At 35.2% G+C, this 17,300-nt stretch carries 18 protein-coding genes; 6 read left to right on the top strand and 12 right to left on the bottom strand.

From position 1 onward, the window contains the following. Positions 1-92: 92 nt before the first annotated feature. The 3 genes from F1003_RS00550 to F1003_RS00545 are packed head-to-tail and all read right to left on the bottom strand — an operon-like array spanning position 93 to position 1,711. Positions 93-926, bottom strand: coding sequence for a mechanosensitive ion channel family protein (locus tag F1003_RS00550; RefSeq protein ID WP_155087251.1), 834 nt, complete (start codon positions 924-926; stop codon positions 93-95). 34 nt (positions 927-960) lie between these two features. Next, on the bottom strand, positions 961-1,134 hold the full coding sequence (locus F1003_RS16780) for a hypothetical protein (RefSeq protein WP_202913865.1): 174 nt from the start codon (positions 1,132-1,134) through the stop codon (positions 961-963). Next, complete coding sequence (locus tag F1003_RS00545; protein ID WP_155087250.1) at positions 1,118-1,711, bottom strand: RNA polymerase sigma factor; 594 nt, start codon at positions 1,709-1,711, stop codon at positions 1,118-1,120. Before F1003_RS00545 ends, F1003_RS16780 begins: the two co-directional genes overlap by 17 nt. Before the next feature lie 372 nt (positions 1,712-2,083). Between F1003_RS00545 and F1003_RS00540 the strand changes: the two genes are divergently transcribed. Then, positions 2,084-2,674: a hypothetical protein gene (locus F1003_RS00540; protein WP_155087249.1), complete on the top strand. Its 591-nt coding sequence runs from the start codon at positions 2,084-2,086 to the stop codon at positions 2,672-2,674. A 90-nt stretch (positions 2,675-2,764) separates the two neighbouring features. Here F1003_RS00540 and lpdA read toward each other — a convergent pair whose 3' ends face one another. The 5 genes from lpdA to F1003_RS00515 form a co-directional block, all read right to left on the bottom strand. Then, complete coding sequence (gene lpdA / locus F1003_RS00535) at positions 2,765-4,165, bottom strand: dihydrolipoyl dehydrogenase (RefSeq protein ID WP_155087248.1); 1,401 nt, start codon at positions 4,163-4,165, stop codon at positions 2,765-2,767. A gap of 6 nt (positions 4,166-4,171) precedes the next feature. Further along, entirely contained in the window at positions 4,172-4,729 is a 558-nt protein-coding gene (locus F1003_RS00530) for a porin family protein (RefSeq protein ID WP_155087247.1), read from the bottom strand. Positions 4,730-4,810: 81 nt separating this feature from the next. Further along, a complete protein-coding gene (locus F1003_RS16775; RefSeq protein ID WP_202913864.1) occupies positions 4,811-5,665 on the bottom strand; it encodes a hypothetical protein in 855 nt (284 codons plus the stop codon). A 91-nt stretch (positions 5,666-5,756) separates the two neighbouring features. Then, positions 5,757-6,383 (bottom strand): CPBP family intramembrane glutamic endopeptidase, encoded by a 627-nt coding sequence (locus F1003_RS00520; RefSeq protein ID WP_155087246.1) that lies wholly within the window; start codon positions 6,381-6,383, stop codon positions 5,757-5,759. Between the two features lie 3 nt (positions 6,384-6,386). Further along, positions 6,387-6,845 (bottom strand): Lrp/AsnC family transcriptional regulator, encoded by a 459-nt coding sequence (locus tag F1003_RS00515; protein WP_155087245.1) that lies wholly within the window; start codon positions 6,843-6,845, stop codon positions 6,387-6,389. Positions 6,846-7,003: 158 nt separating this feature from the next. Here F1003_RS00515 and F1003_RS00510 point away from each other — a divergent pair, with 158 nt between their 5' ends. Then, positions 7,004-8,218, top strand: coding sequence for an aminotransferase class I/II-fold pyridoxal phosphate-dependent enzyme (locus F1003_RS00510; protein WP_155087244.1), 1,215 nt, complete (start codon positions 7,004-7,006; stop codon positions 8,216-8,218). Between the two features lie 43 nt (positions 8,219-8,261). On the opposite strand, the gene F1003_RS00505 is transcribed toward F1003_RS00510, so the two are convergent. Then, complete coding sequence (locus tag F1003_RS00505; protein ID WP_155087243.1) at positions 8,262-9,284, bottom strand: metal-dependent hydrolase; 1,023 nt, start codon at positions 9,282-9,284, stop codon at positions 8,262-8,264. 161 nt (positions 9,285-9,445) lie between these two features. On the opposite strand from F1003_RS00505, the gene nhaC reads away from it, so the two are divergent. Together nhaC and F1003_RS00495 are read left to right on the top strand one after the other, a co-directional pair. After that, positions 9,446-10,915 carry a Na+/H+ antiporter NhaC gene (gene nhaC, locus F1003_RS00500; protein ID WP_155087242.1) on the top strand — a complete coding sequence of 490 codons (1,470 nt, stop codon included), beginning with the start codon at positions 9,446-9,448 and terminating at the stop codon, positions 10,913-10,915. 106 nt (positions 10,916-11,021) lie between these two features. Continuing rightward, on the top strand, positions 11,022-11,660 hold the full coding sequence (locus F1003_RS00495) for a peroxiredoxin (RefSeq protein WP_155087241.1): 639 nt from the start codon (positions 11,022-11,024) through the stop codon (positions 11,658-11,660). Between the two features lie 155 nt (positions 11,661-11,815). On the opposite strand, the gene F1003_RS00490 is transcribed toward F1003_RS00495, so the two are convergent. Then, the gene (locus F1003_RS00490; protein WP_155087240.1) at positions 11,816-12,286 is read right to left on the bottom strand and encodes an ankyrin repeat domain-containing protein; all 471 of its coding nucleotides are present in this window, start codon (positions 12,284-12,286) and stop codon (positions 11,816-11,818) included. A 142-nt stretch (positions 12,287-12,428) separates the two neighbouring features. After that, entirely contained in the window at positions 12,429-14,657 is a 2,229-nt protein-coding gene (gene katG / locus F1003_RS00485) for a catalase/peroxidase HPI (RefSeq protein ID WP_155087239.1), read from the bottom strand. Between the two features lie 216 nt (positions 14,658-14,873). Here katG and F1003_RS00480 point away from each other — a divergent pair, with 216 nt between their 5' ends. Both F1003_RS00480 and F1003_RS00475 read left to right on the top strand, forming a co-directional pair. After that, positions 14,874-15,110, top strand: coding sequence for a putative signal transducing protein (locus F1003_RS00480; protein ID WP_155087238.1), 237 nt, complete (start codon positions 14,874-14,876; stop codon positions 15,108-15,110). Positions 15,111-15,113: 3 nt separating this feature from the next. Next, positions 15,114-15,671 (top strand): hypothetical protein, encoded by a 558-nt coding sequence (locus F1003_RS00475; RefSeq protein WP_155087237.1) that lies wholly within the window; start codon positions 15,114-15,116, stop codon positions 15,669-15,671. Here F1003_RS00475 and F1003_RS00470 read toward each other — a convergent pair. After that, positions 15,668-17,293 carry an ABC-F family ATP-binding cassette domain-containing protein gene (locus F1003_RS00470; protein WP_155087236.1) on the bottom strand — a complete coding sequence of 542 codons (1,626 nt, stop codon included), beginning with the start codon at positions 17,291-17,293 and terminating at the stop codon, positions 15,668-15,670. The genes F1003_RS00475 and F1003_RS00470 overlap by 4 nt on opposite strands. Between the last annotated feature and the right edge of the window lie 7 nt (positions 17,294-17,300).

Genomic DNA, 17,300 nt, shown 5'->3' with positions numbered 1-17,300 from the left:
AAAGCACTTATCAAATCAATGAAAAGTGCCTTTTATATGTCAAGTACGGCAGGACCACATTTTATTATAAAATAAAATCTATAACCCTAACCTTATAGTTGGTCCTGCATTTGTACTTGATTTTCCGTAATGTCATTTATTGGCACTATTAGTCTTCCATTTTCGTTCTTTAGAACTACAGAGATACTTTTCACTTCATCAATGGTGTAGGTCTGATCATTGAAAATTATTTTTTGACCTACTTCAAATGTTTTTCTGGCGTAAAAAGTTCTGAGCAATTTCCCAACAACTTCTCTCGCTCCAAATCCAAAAGCAATGGCGAATGCCAATAGAAATGCAGCAATGATCATGTTTATGTTATTGGTGATAATCTCAGTATTAATCCCAGCTTGGTTTAATGCCGTGATTGAAATAAAGGTCAGTATTAAGAAAAAGACCACCTGGCTGATCATTTTACCACCAGATAAATCCATAGATTCAAATAATGATTTTAAACCATTCTTTACAAAGTTTGCAAACAACAAACCAAGAATAAATATGACTAAAGCAGCCAATAATTGTGGTAGATAAGATAGCAGATCACTAATCTGTTCTGTAATAATAGCTAATCCCATTATCTCTGAAGCAGTCACAAATATGACGATATACATCAGATATTTGACAATCTTAGAAACTACTTTTATAGTGTCGAAATTTAGCTTTTTACCTTCTATTATTTCGATTTCGTTTAATTTGTCATCTAGCTTATTGGCCTTGACAACTTTTAAAATTTTCTTTATTAGTTTAACAACCAATTTAGTAACAATCCATCCTATGATAAGTACTATAAGTGCACCTATTATATTTGGAAAAATTTCAGTGATCTCTAACCATATATTGGTTAGGGACTTCATTGCTACGTCTGAAAATTCACTCACTTTGTCCATACTTATTAATTTTAATGTTAGGGTATATTAAGTATTACTTTTTTCTTTTGCTGGTTACACTATCAATGATATGACCTATGTTATACGAAAATAACTCAGCCAATTCCATAAACAGCTTGGCCATTGCAATATCGTGCATGACTTTTGCCTTAAGTTCTGGCGGAACTTCCTTTAAAGGCTTGTTTATTTGCTTAAATGGATTTTCCATCTTTCGTATAATTATCGTACTTACGTACAAGTTTTTCTTTTGCTCTTTTTAAGCGCATTTTAACTGCGCTTTCACCAATATCTAAAGCTTCAGATAATTCCTTAATGGATAAATTTTCTTGATACTTTAGCAATAATATCATTTTCTCATCAGGCGAAATCAACTCCATCACTAGCTTTAACTGCTCTAGTCGCATATTTTCGAACTCACGTGTAGAATCAATATCCTCACCTATATTTTGAATGTCAATACTTTCTGAACTTACAGATTTTTTTTCAATCTTTTTGGCGGTGTTTCTAGTCACATAATTTACACAATGATTGTATGTAAAAGCATACAGCCAAGTAGAAAATTTTGACTTCCCTTTAAAACTTGCCAGCTTTATAAAGACTCTTAAAAATACATCTTGTGTAAGATCTTTGGCTTCGTCAACTCCATTGGCAAATCCATAGCACTTATTATAAACCATTGTAGCATATCTATCGTACAGCACCTCAAACAACATAGTGTCGTTGGTTTTTACGATAGCTTCTACAAGCGCTTCATCGGTTAGGCTATGAACAGCTTCAGTTGTCAATTGATTTGTTAGTCTGTTAACGTTGGTTATTAAGGTTAAGACACGGGATTTATTATGACGTCACATTAATTTTAATAAAATTCCTACTTTATTATATTCGTTTAGGTCTTAATGAGTTAACCATATGGGAAGCAATATTTTATAAAATTAAGCTTTAGCTATAATAATTACAAAACTAATCTTACAATTCACCATTTTTTATTTTCAATTATTTACTAATGAGCATGTTACAGTTTGTCGGAAAGCTACAACCATTAATCGAAGTTCCAGGTGAAAAATTTTGAAACCTCTATAAAAATTTTAATTTTAAATGAATAAAAGACCAAATCTAACGTTATAATAGCCCTTACTATTATTTATTAACCGCTTATAATGAACGATTATCTATACAATACCATTCCTAATCTAAAACCTTTTGATTTTGATCGGCATCACGATTCCCATTTTATAAATCAGCAGTGGGTTCTGGTGAATGGTATTTCTAAGAAGAAAGCTATTTACACCTTTAGAAAAGATAACATCCTGGAAATTGAACGAAAGGATGCTTCTATAAAAACGTCATGGGATATAGATATCCAAAATATCTTTACCATAGAAACAGAAGATGGTATCATTACAGTTAAAGCCTATTTTAAGGATGACGATATCTTAGTTTTGAATCATCAGGACAAGCAAGAATTTGCAATGTATATTAATACGACGAATTACGAAGATGAACTCAATTCCGTTGAAGATATTCAATCTTACCTAAAGCAGAAGTACAAAAAGAAAGTAAGCAACATTATCTACGAACACGAATTCTATTACATCTCAAAATCCGAAGAGTTTGGCCCAAATACCGTTGAAGAACTTACAGAAAAGGTGAAAAACGAAGAGATTAGCGCCTATTGTTTTGTGCGTGACGTTAATGAAGGAGATTATTCTAAACGGTTACGTATTACGGATTTGATGAAAGAGCTATAATCATAAAGCATTGAAGATAGAAAAAGCGAACCACACTTCGACTTCGCTCAGTGACCAGTTCGCTTTTTAGATAACCTAAATTAACTTAAGCTAAGCATGCAAAGCTCTATCATCAGTAGCAGCCAAAGCCGCTTCCTTAATGGCTTCTGCAAACGTTGGGTGTGCGTGTGAATATCTCGAAATATCCTCAGCAGACGCTCTAAATTCCATAGCTGTAACCGCTTCTGCGATTAAATCAGCACAACGCGCACCAATCATATGGACACCAAGAACTTCATCTGTGGTTTTATCGGCTAAAATTTTCACAAATCCATCTATATCACCACTAGCTCTTGCACGACCTAGCGCTCTAAATGGAAATTGCCCAACCTTATATTCAACTTTATCTTCCTTAAGTTCTTCTTCGGTCTTACCTACAGCAGCAACTTCTGGCCATGTGTAAACCACACCTGGAATTAAGTTATAATCGATGTGAGGTTTTTGTCCTGCTAAAGTTTCGGCAACAAAGACACCTTCCTCTTCAGCTTTGTGTGCTAACATCGCTCCTCTTACCACATCTCCAATAGCATAAATGTTTTTAGTGCTAGTCTGTAAATGATCGTTTACTTCAACCTGTCCTCTCTCGTTGATTTTTACTCCCGCAGCTTCAGCGTTTAATCCATCTGTGTAAGGACGACGACCAACAGAGACCAAACAATAATCTCCTTTAAATTCTACAACCTCACCTTTCTTGTTTTCGGCTTTTACAATCACTTCATCGCCTTTACGTTCAACAGATTGCACTTTGTGAGACACCATCATCTTGCATTTGGCTTTCTTAAAGACTTTGTTCAATTCCTTAGATAAGCCAGCATCCATTGTTGGTAGTATTCTATCCATATACTCTACAACAGTGACTTCCGCTCCTAAACGTCTATAAACCTGGCCAAGCTCCAGGCCAATAACACCACCACCAATAATGATTAAATGTTTAGGCACCTCTTTCAGTTTTAAAGCTTCTGTTGAAGTGATGATACGTTCTTTATCCAATTTTATAAAAGGTAAATTAGATGGCTTAGAACCTGTAGCGATAATGGTGTTTTTTGCTTCAATTTCTCCTGCATCCTTACCATCAATCTTAATGTGTGTTGCATCCTTAAAAGAACCTAAACCTTCGTAAACATCGATATTGTTTTTTTTCATTAAGAAATCAATGCCACCTATGGTTTGATCTACCACGGCTTGCTTACGAGCTATCATTTTTTCCAGATTTACCTTAATTTCACCAGGAATCTCAATACCATGATCTTCAAAATGTTTTGTAGCTTCTTCATAATGATGCGAAGAACTCAATAAGGCCTTACTAGGAATACAGCCTACGTTTAAACAAGTTCCTCCAAGTGTTGAATATTTTTCAATAATAGCCGTTTTCATGCCCAATTGCGCGCAACGGATTGCTGCTACATAGCCGCCTGGACCCGAACCTATTATTGCTACATCGTATGATTTCATAATGTTTTAGTTTATTTTAAATTGAAATGCTAATTGAAATGCTCTGTTAAAATTTTTATTATCAATTGCAGTGACATCGGTTAATCCGAAATAATATGTCACCGAAGCACTAACTTTTTCAGAAATTACAAGACTTGCTCCTGCATTGATACCAAAATCCCTATCGTAAAAATCTGATTTCACATCTGCCAAGGAACCTGTTCCGTTTTTAGCCGTCACTAACAAACCTACCTGTGGACCAGCATCAAAACTAAATTTTTCTGAAACAAAATATTTGGCCATAACTGGCAATATTATATAATTCAGTCTAACATTAGATGTATTTCCCTCACTATCGAGCTTAAATCCATATACTGAAAAAAGTAATTCTGGCTGAATTTTAAAATCTTTGGCTGCATCTATCTCCATAAAAAATCCTGCATGAAAATTCACCATTGAAGATAAATTATCAGTACCATCGCCAGATAAATTGGATATGTTTCCACCCATTTTAATACCCATTGGATGTTCTTGGGCATTGCCATTAATTCCTGCTATAAGTAGAAGAATAAAAAGTAGTCTCATTGTATTGCAAAATGAGATGCAAAAGTACAAATGTTTTGTCGGAAGGCAATGGAAATAAAATCTAGAAATAACTATAAACTATTAGACCTTTTTTGCCACTAAAGCAAGGTCTGGTTCATTGATAGTTAAAGACTTAACGATACCATCTTCAACCTGAAATGTTATATATACTGAACTTATTCCATTATACAAGAACTTGTTATTACCTACAGGATACAGACCTCCACCAAACTTGCCTAATTTGCCCAGAGATAACATTTTGCGCATATTCACTTTTACCGCAAACCCTTCATTTTCTCCATCTCCATAACGATAATCACCTAAATATTTTGGCATTTGATCTTCATCCAGTTTTTCATACGTCTCACCATTAGCATCGCCCAATATTTGCAAATAATCTATAAGTTTTTCGGAATTTAAAATCTGTTGACTTGTCATTTTGTCCTTCATCCTTAAACCAACCTCAGCATGTTGCAAAAGACTTATACCGTGTGGACCTTGAAGTTTCTGAATTCCTGGCGTCATTTCTATCATTGATTTTACAATATTATAACCTCCAAGCATCGCATAAGTGAACATGGTTGGCCGAGCTCCTTTGCTCATCAAATAATCCACAATATCCCTTCTACCTACATGCGAAGCTGCTCCAATGGCTGATTCCCAATCTCCAAAGCTCCAATCCCATGTGGCACGAGCCAACTCAGTACGTTTATCGACCAATTCCTTAACACGGTCAAGGTCAAAATGCGACTTACCAACTACCTCATTAACAATCTCATCATCTATTGAAGGGTAACGATGAAACAGTTTTACATCATTATTTTGATAAGATAAAATTTGTTTGGCAAATGTAAAACTAGGAATTGAGACAGCAAGTGCCCCAAAAATTGAACTTTTTACAACGGCTCTTCTCGATATTGGTTGTGATAGTTTCATAAGACTGATTTAAATAGTCATATTAAGATATAGATAATATACCAATCAATTTATATCATTAGCAAAGAATTAACTTGGAGTTAAATTCGATTTAAGAAGGAAATCCGAGCATTTCACCCATACCAACCGTAAACAGCCAGCAGCCATAAATAGCATGTTCAATAGACACCAAAAGCGTGGATTTTGTTTTTTTGAAGGTAAGTGCAAATAGAATTCCGCCAATAAAAGTCAACACCATCACCAGCGTGTTTTTAAAAAAAAGATGCGCTAAGGAAAATAGTGCAGCATTCACCAAAATAAAAAGGGCGTCATTTCTAAACAAAGATTCGTAACGTTGAAAGAAAAACGTTCTATAAATCAGTTCTTGAGGATAGACTGAAAAAATGGTATAAATAAACAATATCAAAGCCCAGATCATGCGTTTATTCTTTATGACAACAAATAAGTTTTCTACATCGAAGATATACATGTATATCGCTGTTAACATGCTGATAGAAATTAGCTTTATTGCGGTACGCATCCAAAATTGTTTCCAGTTGATGTGTTGCCTAATCTTGAATTTGTTGTTTTCCACCTTAAGAAGTACATAGACCACATACACAAAGCCCAGACAACCTATGGCCATCTTAATCCAGATATTGAACTCCAAAGCAAAGCTTGTGGGAACCAATACAAAAATCACAAAAAACTCTATAAGTCTATACCGAATGCTTTGCATAAGCTATATTGAAATTGCTGTGGTGTGTTTTACCTCGTTAATCATAAACATACTATAAGTACTGCCAATATGATCTATTGTGGTTAATTTTTTTACCATAAACTCCCTAAACGCCTCCATGTCCTCAACTAAAACTTTGATAAGATAATCATAATCTCCACTAATATGATAACATTCCAACACCTCGTTAAGTTTTGCCACTTCCCTTTCAAACTTAACAACATAATCTTGAGTATGCTGAACTAATTTAATGCTACAAAATACCACAAAATCTTTATCCACACTCTTTTGGTCAACTAATGCCACATATTTTTTAATAGTACCATTGTTTTCAAGCTTTTTAATTCGCTCGTAAACCGCTGTAACCGATAAACCTAATGCATACGCAAGTGCCTTATTAGTTTGCTTACTATCTTGCTGCAATAGCTCTAATAGTTTTTTATCAATTTCATCGTACATCATAATTATATTTTTTCTGTTACAACGCTCTTATGATTACAAAATAAGAATATATAACTACAATACTTAATAAATATAGTTTTATTTTCTAAATAATAGCTTAACTATTGATTATTAGTCTATATATAATGACTTTTGTTAAAACCAATAATACTAGAATTATGAAATTTAAACCTGCAAACAAAATACAAGATTTACAATATTTTGGAGAATTTGGTGGTGTTAACCCATCAATATCCGATTCATCAACCTATACATTCCTATCGGCAAAAACGATGTTCGATACCTTTGAAGGCAATGCAGATGGATGTTACTTATACTCACGTCATTCCTCGCCTTCAAATTTATATTTAGGCGAAGCACTCGCTGCTATGGAAGGTACAGAAACAGCAACAGTAACAGCTTCTGGAATGGGAGCCATAACACCAGTGCTATTACAACTTTGTGCTTCTGGTGAACACATTGTAAGCAGTAGAACCATTTATGGCGGAACCTACGCTTTCCTAAAGAACTTCGCACCTCGATTAGGCATAGACACCTCATTTGTGGATATCACAAAGTTAGATACCGTTGAAGCTGCCATTACACCAAAAACAAAAGTGTTGTATTGTGAATCGGTAAGCAACCCTTTGTTAGAAGTTGCAGATATTAAAGGTCTAGCTGAATTAGCCAAAAAACACAACCTACAATTAGTGGTGGATAATACTTTTTCTCCATTATCGATTTCACCAGTAAATTTGGGTGCAGATGTGGTTATTCATAGTTTAACAAAATTCATTAACGGATCTTCTGATACCGTTGGTGGTGTGGTTTGTGGAACACAAGAATTTATTGACCAATTGAGAAATGTTGATGATGGTGCAGCCATGTTGTTAGGTTCTACAATGGATAGTTTGCGCTCTGCTTCAGTATTGAAGAACTTAAGAACACTCCACATTAGAATGCAACAACACAGCCAAAATGCAACGTATTTGGCTGAGAAATTTGAAAAAGACGGACTAACAACCGTTTACCCAGGATTAGCCTCTCACCCATCACATGAGTTGTTTAAATCCATGATGAACGAAAAATACGGATTTGGAGGAATGCTGACCATCGATGTTGGCACATTAGACAAAGCTAATGCCTTAATGGAATTGATGCAAGAACGTAACTTAGGATATTTAGCTGTGAGTTTAGGATTTTATAAAACCTTATTTAGTGCTCCAGGAAGCTCTACATCTTCCGAAATACCAGAAGATGAAAAAGAAGCTATGGGATTAAGTGATGGACTGATACGTTTTTCAATTGGATTAGATGCTGATATTGAACGTACATATGACATGATGAAAGCCTGTATGATTGAGTTGAATATTCTTGAAGCTGAAATGGTATAATTAAAGTCCAGACCTGATAGGTTTTAAACCTGTCGGGTCTTAATCACCTCCCTTTCAATCTTCGCCAAAGGGCATCCATAGTATATTCAAAATCCTCCATTTCTGGCGTAAATGGTTTCATGTTCAATCGGTCTCCATCTTTGAACAATCTTAAATTAAAAACCGCCTTGTAGCCATTGCGAGTTTCTACCAGTGGATATCTTAAATCTTTATATAAATAGTTATCCTCAGCTGTTAATTCTACATTAAAATAGTCATTGCTAAACCATGCCAAGTCTCTAATGTCATTGTATTCGGCTTTTGTCAACGCTCTTGTTTTTGGAATGGTTTGCCAATCAGAAAAACGATTAGAGGAATCAAACAAAGAATAAAAACCAACTTGGTAAGCCTCCTCGGTTTCTGCGATACCATACCAGAGTACGTTGTTTAAAATGGCAGGTTGTGCACTATATCTTGAATAGCTTATGCCTTTATCAGAAAGCGAATTTTCAAAAACATTATCAACATATATCTTATTGAAGATGGTCAATAGCATATAAAACGAGCTGATACCGATTCCTAATTTTAGCCATAAACGTCTTCGGTTACTTTTTCTTTTGAAAAACATCAAAATAATCAAACAAATTAAAAACGGTGCCGTATATAAAGGGTCAGCAACAGCAATATTATTGAAAGCCACGCGATAACTTGAAAACGGCGCAAATAGTTGCGTACCATAAGGTGTGAAACAATCTAAAATCGGATGGGTGAACAATGACCAAAAGAAAAGTTTAGTCCAGTCTTTTTGTGTTGTGGTATGTAATCGCTTTCCTGAATCGTATAACTTGTGTACCAACCAACCTAATAAAAAAGCTGCTAAAACGGAAAATAACACGGAATGCATAAACCCTCTGTGAAACAGCATGGCGTCAATTTCATTGCCGTACAATAAAGATCCAACAAAGACGTCTAAATCTGGAATTGTACCACCAATAGCGCCAAACAAAAGCGCTTTGTTTCCTATTTTTTTACCAAGGACAGCTTCTCCACAAGCTGCACCTAAAACGATCTGAGTTAATGAATCCATAAATTACTTGGCTAAAATAGCCAATTAATATCTCAAATTACAAAACCCAAATCCTAAAAGAAAAACGATTCAACAAATAAACAACTCAACGAATCAACAACATTTACAATTTGCAAATCGCTGTACAAAATCGTAACATTACGGAACTAAACTAAATTATAATGCAAGACGACGATTTATCCAAAATTGATATTGAAGACCAAAAGATTATTGACAACAAAGAGCTTAATATTTTTGAAGCACTTGTACCTGTTGTTATTTTAATGGGCCTTTTGGCATACAATATCTTTTTTGCCGATGGTGAAATGCTTGGTGAATATTCCAATCAGTACATTTTACTTATGGGTGGACTTGTTGCTTTTGTTGGAGGTATGCTAAATAAAGTGACACCTTTAATTATGATACGAGAAGTTTGGGAAAACCTAAAGAGCGTTTTTATACCAATAATGATTTTATTCTTAGTTGGTGCGCTTGCAGGTACTTGGCTAATCAGCGGCGTGATTCCTGCGATGGTTTATTATGGCTTACAAGTTTTAAGTCCTGAAATATTTTTACCAGCTTCTGTTATTATTGCAGCCGTAATTTCAATTGCAACCGGAAGCTCATGGACAACCTCTGCTACAGTTGGTATAGCATTAGTAGGTATTGGCACAGCATTAGGAATCAATCCAGGCATGATAGCAGGTGCGGTTATATCTGGTGCTTATTTTGGTGATAAAATGTCACCTCTAAGTGACACAACAAACTTAGCTCCCGCTATGGCAGGTACTGATTTGTTTACGCATATTAAATATATGGCCTATACAACTGTACCGACTATAATCATAGCATTAATTGTCTTTGGAATTATTAGTGCTTCTATTGAACCTACTGGTAATGCTGACATTAGCAACTTACTTGCTTCAATTGATAAAACTTTTAATATTACACCTTGGCTATTTCTGGTTCCAGCTGCAGTAATTGTATTGATATTATTAAAAACTAAACCTTTGGCAGCATTAGCTTCTGGTGTTATTTTAGCAGCAATTTTTGCTTTTATTTTTCAACCTGAAGTTTTAAAAGACATTTCAGATTCAAGTTTTTCTGCAATTATAAATTCAATATTAACTGATACAGCTGTCGCAACAGATAATGAAAAATTAAATGATTTGTTTTCTTCAGGAGGAATGAAAGGTATGCTTTGGACCATATTCCTAATCATATGTGCTATGGTCTTCGGTGGTATTATGGATGGTATTGGTGCATTGGCACGAATTACAAAAGCCTTGTTGTCAGTTGCCACCACTGTCTTTGGATTGTTTGCTAGTACAGTCATTAGTTGCTTAGGGTTGAATGCCATAGCATCTGACCAATATTTAGCGATAGTTATTCCTGGGAAAATGTTCAAAAAAGCTTTTGAAGATAAAGGACTCGCACCAGAAAATTTAAGTAGAACCCTTGAGGATTCCGGTACTGTAACTTCGGTACTTATTCCTTGGAACACTTGTGGAGCATACCAAAGTGGTGTTTTAGGTGTTGGTGTTGGAGAGTATTTTGTATATGCTGTATTTAATTGGTTAAGTCCTTTTACGACCTTACTTTTTGCCGCTTTCAGAATAAAAATCAGACAACTTTCTGGTAAATTGGCATAGACTATCTTTTAATAAATATTTAAAATACATCTTCATTGCCAATCCTATATTGATGCGTAACTTTGCAGCCGAATTTAAATTTTAACATAAAAAATAAATTAAAAAAATGGCTGTATTAGTAGGAAAAAAAGCACCTCAATTTAATGCACAAGCGGTTGTTAACGGTCGCGAATTTGAAGAAAATTTCTCTTTAGATCAATTTATAGGAAAAAAGCACGTTGTGTTATTCTTTTATCCAAAGGATTTTACATTTGTTTGCCCAACGGAATTACACGCATTCCAAGAAAAACTAGAAGAATTCAAATCTCGTAACACAGAAGTTGTTGCAGTATCTACAGATACAGAGCAATCGCATTTTGGTTGGTTACAATTGGAAAAAAACAAAGGTGGCATCCAAGGTATTACCTATCCTTTAGTTGCGGATACTAACAAGACCATTTCTAAGAATTACGACGTTTTAGCTGGTGACTATTACTATGACGAAAATGATATGTTACAAGCTGAAGGCGAATTAATCGCTTACAGAGGATTGTTCTTAATTGATAAAGAAGGTATCGTTCGTCATCAAATAGTGAACGATTTACCATTAGGAAGAAATGTTGATGAAGCTTTACGTATGGTAGATGCTTTACAATTTGTTGAAGAAAATGGTGAGGTTTGCCCAGCCAACTGGAACAAAGGTAAAACAGGAATGCAAGCCACTCACGAAGGTGTTGCTGAGTTTTTGGAAAAGCATGTGAATTAATTTATCATAGTTAATTCATTTAAAAGAGATTATCAGAAATAAACATTGTCAATCTGAACTTGTTTCAGATTCTAATTGTAATTGAAACTTTAGCCATAAAGATTCTGAAATAAATTCAGAATGACAGTTTCAACATTATTTCTGATAATCTTTTTCTATTTCAAAATTTCTTCAAGATTCTTAAATCCCTTTTCAACAGCATAATCCAGTGCTGTTTTGTTATTATTATCTTTTAAAGACTTATCCGCTCCTTTATTTAAGAGCATTTTTACTACAAGTGGCTGGTCGTACATGGTTGCAAAAATCAGAGCTGTCTCTCCATTATTGTTTTGAACATTGACATCTGCTTTATTCCGAAGCAATAAATTCACCAAACCTGTATGGCCTTTAAAAGACACACCTATTAAAGCTGTATTCCCAGCCGAATCACTAGCATCGACATCTGCGTTATACTCCAGAAGTGTTTTAGCAATAGCTTCTTGATTAAAATAGGCAGCAAAAATCAATGGCGTAAACCCTCTTGAATCTTTTATGTTAACCAACTCTGGATTTCTCTTAAGTTGCAACCTTACATTCTCCTCTTTTCCAGATTTTATGGTGTTAAAGAATAATTCTTGTTCGTTCATAATTTTATATTTTCTTAAAAGGTTATAAGATTCCTGCCGTAGATTATCTTGAGCGTAGTCGAAAGGCAAGAATGACAAATTAAAAAAGGAATGTAATTTATTAAATACATTCCTTTTTTTATTCATAAACTGTTAATCGGTCTTATTTTAAATCAAATCGATCTGCATCCATTACTTTGGTCCAAGCAGCAACAAAATCCTTTACAAATTTTTCTTCAGCATCATTTGCACCATAAACTTCAGCTACCGCTCTTAATTCGGTATTAGATCCAAAAATTAAATCCGCACGAGTTCCCGTAAACTTTACTTCTCCTGTTCTACGATCTCTTCCTTCAAAATATTTTTCACCTTCTGAAGTTGCACTCCAGGTATAAGTCATATCTACTAAGTTCTTAAAGAAATCATTAGTAAGATGCCCTACATTTTCGGTAAACACTCCATGTTTAGAACCATCGAAATTAGCTCCCAATACACGCATACCTCCAACAAGTACAGTCATTTCTGGAATAGAAAGTGACATTAAATTTGCTTTATCAATTAATAAATCTTCAGCAGCAACATCTACATTAGAATTCTGATAATTTCTAAAACCATCACCTAATGGTTTTAAGTAGTTAAATTGTTCAATATCTGTTTGCTCTTGGGTGGCATCACCTCTTCCTTGAGAGAATGGCACGGAAATATTGTGTCCTGCATGTCTTGCTGCTTCTTCTACACCAACTGTACCTGCCAATACAATAAGATCAGCCATTGAAACTGTTCCGTTGAATTCATTTTGAATTCCTTCTAAAACATTAAGAACCTTATTTAATTCTTCAGGGTTGTTCACTTTCCAACTGCGTTGTGGCTCTAGACGTAATCGTGCACCATTAGCACCACCTCTTTTGTCAGAATTTCTATAGGTTGAAGCCGAAGCCCAAGCTGTTTTTACCATTTCTGAAATCGATAAACCAGATGCAAGAATCATTTTCTTTAAGGATTCAATATCAGAATCTGTTAATGTATAATCTACTTTTGGGATAGGGTCTTGCCAAATCAATTCTTCTTTTGGCACTTCAGGTCCTAAGTATCGATCAATTGGTCCCATATCTCTATGGGTTAATTTATACCAAGCTCTAGCGAAAGCATCTTCGAATGCTTTATGGTCCTTATGAAAGCGCTTAGAGATTTCTAAATACGCAGGATCAGTTTTTAAAGCAATATCTGCCGTTGTCATCATCAATTCCTGTCTTCCGTTTGGATCACCAGCTTTAGGTGCCATTCTCGCTTTAGACTCAGCCGTTGGTCTCCATTGATGAGCACCTGCCGGACTCTTAGTTAATTCCCAGTCGTAATTTAATAGCACATCAAAATAGTCGGCATCCCATTTAGTCGGATTTGGTGTCCATGCTCCTTCAATCCCACTAGTAATAACATCTTCTAAAACACCAGATTGGTATGAATTTTTCCAACCCATACTCATTTGCTCAATAGGTGCTCCATGTGGTTCTGCACCTACAAATTGGTTAGGATCTGCAGCTCCATGCGCTTTACCGAACGTATGACCACCTGCAACCAAAGCTACAGTTTCTTCATCATTCATTGCCATACGACCAAATGTTTCCCTTACATCTTTAGCAGAGCCCATAGGATCTGGATTACCATCAGGACCTTCAGGATTTACATATATCCAACCCATCATTACAGCTGCAAGAGGATCTTCTAAATCCCTAGTGTTATAATCCTTACCGTCATAACGCGCTTCATTTGCTCCCCATTCCGTTTCACTTCCCCAGTAAACATCTTGTTCTGGCTCCCATATATCTTCTCGCCCTGCTGCAAAACCAAACGTTGGAAATCCCATAGATTCTAATGCGCAATTACCAGCTAAAATCATTAAATCTGCCCAAGAAATTTTGTTTCCATATTTCTTTTTTATTGGCCATAATAACAATCTGGCTTTGTCTAGATTGCCATTATCTGGCCAACTATTAATTGGGGCAAATCTCTGATTGCCAGTACCTGCTCCACCTCTACCATCTCCAACTCTATATGTACCAGCACTATGCCAAGCCATACGAATCATAAAACCACCATAGTGACCATAATCTGCTGGCCACCAATCTTGGGAATCGGTCATGAGGTTTAAAACGTCCTGTTTTAATTCGTCATAGTTTATACTGTTAAAAGCCTCAGCGTAATTAAAATCTTCTCCTAGCGGATTTGACTTTGCTGCATGCTGTCTTAAGATATTTAGTTTAAGTTCATTTGGCCACCAGTCTCTATTTTTTACTCCTCCTCCACCAACTGCATTTTGTTTGCCACTTAAAAAAGGGCAATTACTAGCTGTACTTTCATTAAGCTCAAAGGTTTCAGTATTCTTATTATCCATTTGTATTTGGTTTTATCAGTTTTAATTTCGTTGTCTATAAATTTATGAAATTATGAGCATCTAATAAAGTCTCTATATCTTTTTATCTAATGTTTTTATAGTCAAAACTTATGATATAGATTATTTGAATAACATTAATGCATATTAAATGATTCTTGATGTAGGAAATCTTACCAAAAAGTTGTAACTTAATGTGATCATTTAACACCTATAGTTATGAGTACTTCAGAATATACAAAAGTTTACAGCGGTAACTTCGTTGTTGTAACACGTTTAAAAAGCGAATTAGAGAATACTGGGATTATTCCAATTATTAAAGACGAAGGCGAATCGCAACGTTTAGCTGGCTATGGCTCCATGAACCAAGGCTTTCAGGAAGTCTTTGTTCATAATGACGAATTGGATAAAGCGGTTGCTATTGTGGAACGGGTTAAGGGTGAGATGGAAGCTTAAATAATGAGAATTATACGCCCTTTGTTTATTGTAGTCTTTCTTTTTGGTTGTAAAAATCAGACCAATGAATATATTCAAAAGTTTGAAAATATTCTGGGCGAAAGAAAAACTAAAGCTCTAGATTTATTAGTCTTTGATTTTGAAAATAATCTAGATAAAGTATATCCAAATATATCTCTTCAGAAAGCTTACGAGCAATATCTAAAAGATTTAATTGACCCTAAAGAAACCGATTGGGATAAGTTTAGATTTCTATCCGATGAAACACGTGCGGAATTTGAAAATAGTGGTTTAAAAAAAGAGGTTTATAATCTTGAATTAGAATTCGTCGAAGAAAAAAAAGACTCTTTATTAACTTATTACTCAAACGGTGTAGGTAAATATATGAGAGCTATTTATGAAATAAAAGAGCATGACACTTTAATGATGGAATACTATAAAAGAAGAGAAATCGGTGGATTAATGCAAAACGAAATTTTCGTTAATGGCATACTGCATTTCAGACCAGACTTCAACAATTATTTCCACAAAAGAATAGTTGTTATTGAGTTTACATACTAAGCCGTCACAGCATACATCTTCTCGCGCTGCTCCTTAATCTTTTTATCACTCATATATTCATCAAAAGTCATGTAACGGTCAATGACTCCATTTGGTGTGAGCTCAATGATTCTATTACCAACAGTTTGTGCAAACTCGTGATCGTGCGTGGTTAACATTACTGTTCCTTTAAAATTTTTAAGGGCATTGTTAAAAGCTGTGATGCTTTCTAAGTCCAAGTGGTTGGTTGGTTCATCAACCATAAGTACATTGGCCCTAATCATCATCATACGACTTAGCATACAACGTACTTTTTCACCTCCAGATAATACGTCTGAAGTTTTAAGGGCTTCCTCTCCACTGAAAATCATTTTACCAAGGAATCCTCTGATGTATACCTCTTCACGTTCCTCTTCAGTGGTTGCCCATTGACGTAACCAATCCACCAAACTTAGTTTGTTGTTGAAGAATTCACTGTTATCTAATGGTAAATAAGATTGATTTGTTGTTACTCCCCAATTATATTTACCAGAATCCGCTTTCTGCTTTCCATTGATGATTTCGTAAAATGCTGTAGTTGCTCTTGAGTCCTTGGAATACACAACAACCTTATCACCTTTCGCTAAGTTGATATCAATATTCTTGAACAATACTTCACCATCTAAACTTGCCGATAAGCCTTCAACATTTAAAATTTGGTCACCAGCTTCGCGTTCGCGCTCAAAAATAATGGCAGGATAACGTCTGCTACTTGGTTTAATATCTGAAATATTCAGCTTATCAATCATCTTCTTTCTACTTGTTGCTTGTTTGGATTTGGCAACGTTAGCAGAAAAACGACGAATAAATTCCTCTAGTTCTTTCTTCTTCTCTTCAGCTTTTTTGTTTTGTTGTGCACGTTGCTTTGCGGCTAATTGAGACGACTCGTACCAAAACGTATAGTTACCAGAATAATGATTAATCTTTCCGAAGTCAATATCAGAGATATGTGTACAAACGGCATCTAAAAAGTGTCTATCGTGAGATACAACAATCACACAGTTATCATAGTTTGCCAGGAAATTTTCCAGCCAAGAAATGGTTTCGTAATCCAAGTCGTTCGTAGGCTCATCCATAATCAACACATCCGGATTTCCGAATAATGCCTGCGCCAAGAGTACACGTACTTTTTGCTTACCATCTAAATCTGCCATTAAGGTATAATGAAAATCTTCCTTAATGCCTAAGTTGGACAATAATGCCGCAGCATCAGAATCGGCATTCCACCCGTTCATTTCTTCAAACTCTACTTGTAGCTCACCTATCTTTTCAGCATTCTCGTCTGTATAATCAGCGTATAGCGTGTCGATTTCGGTCTTTAATTTGTATAAAGGTTTGTTACCTTTTAAAACGGTTTCTAAAACCGTATCCTCATCGTGTTTGTTGTGATTCTGCTCTAAAACAGACATACGCTTACCAGGCTCAAGATGAACGTTTCCAGATGTTGGATCCATTTTTCCTGCTAAAATCTTTAAAAACGTTGACTTTCCTGCACCATTGGCACCAATGATACCGTAACAATTTCCATTGTTAAATGTAGTATTAACATCATCAAAAAGGATGCGTTTTCCGAACTGTACTGAAAGATTAGAAACTGATAACATTTTATAG

This window comes from Winogradskyella ouciana (assembly GCF_009709615.1).
Lineage (GTDB): Bacteria > Bacteroidota > Bacteroidia > Flavobacteriales > Flavobacteriaceae > Winogradskyella > Winogradskyella ouciana.
The sequence above is the reverse complement of the archived record's forward strand: the minus strand, read 5'-3'. Positions and strand labels throughout refer to the sequence as shown.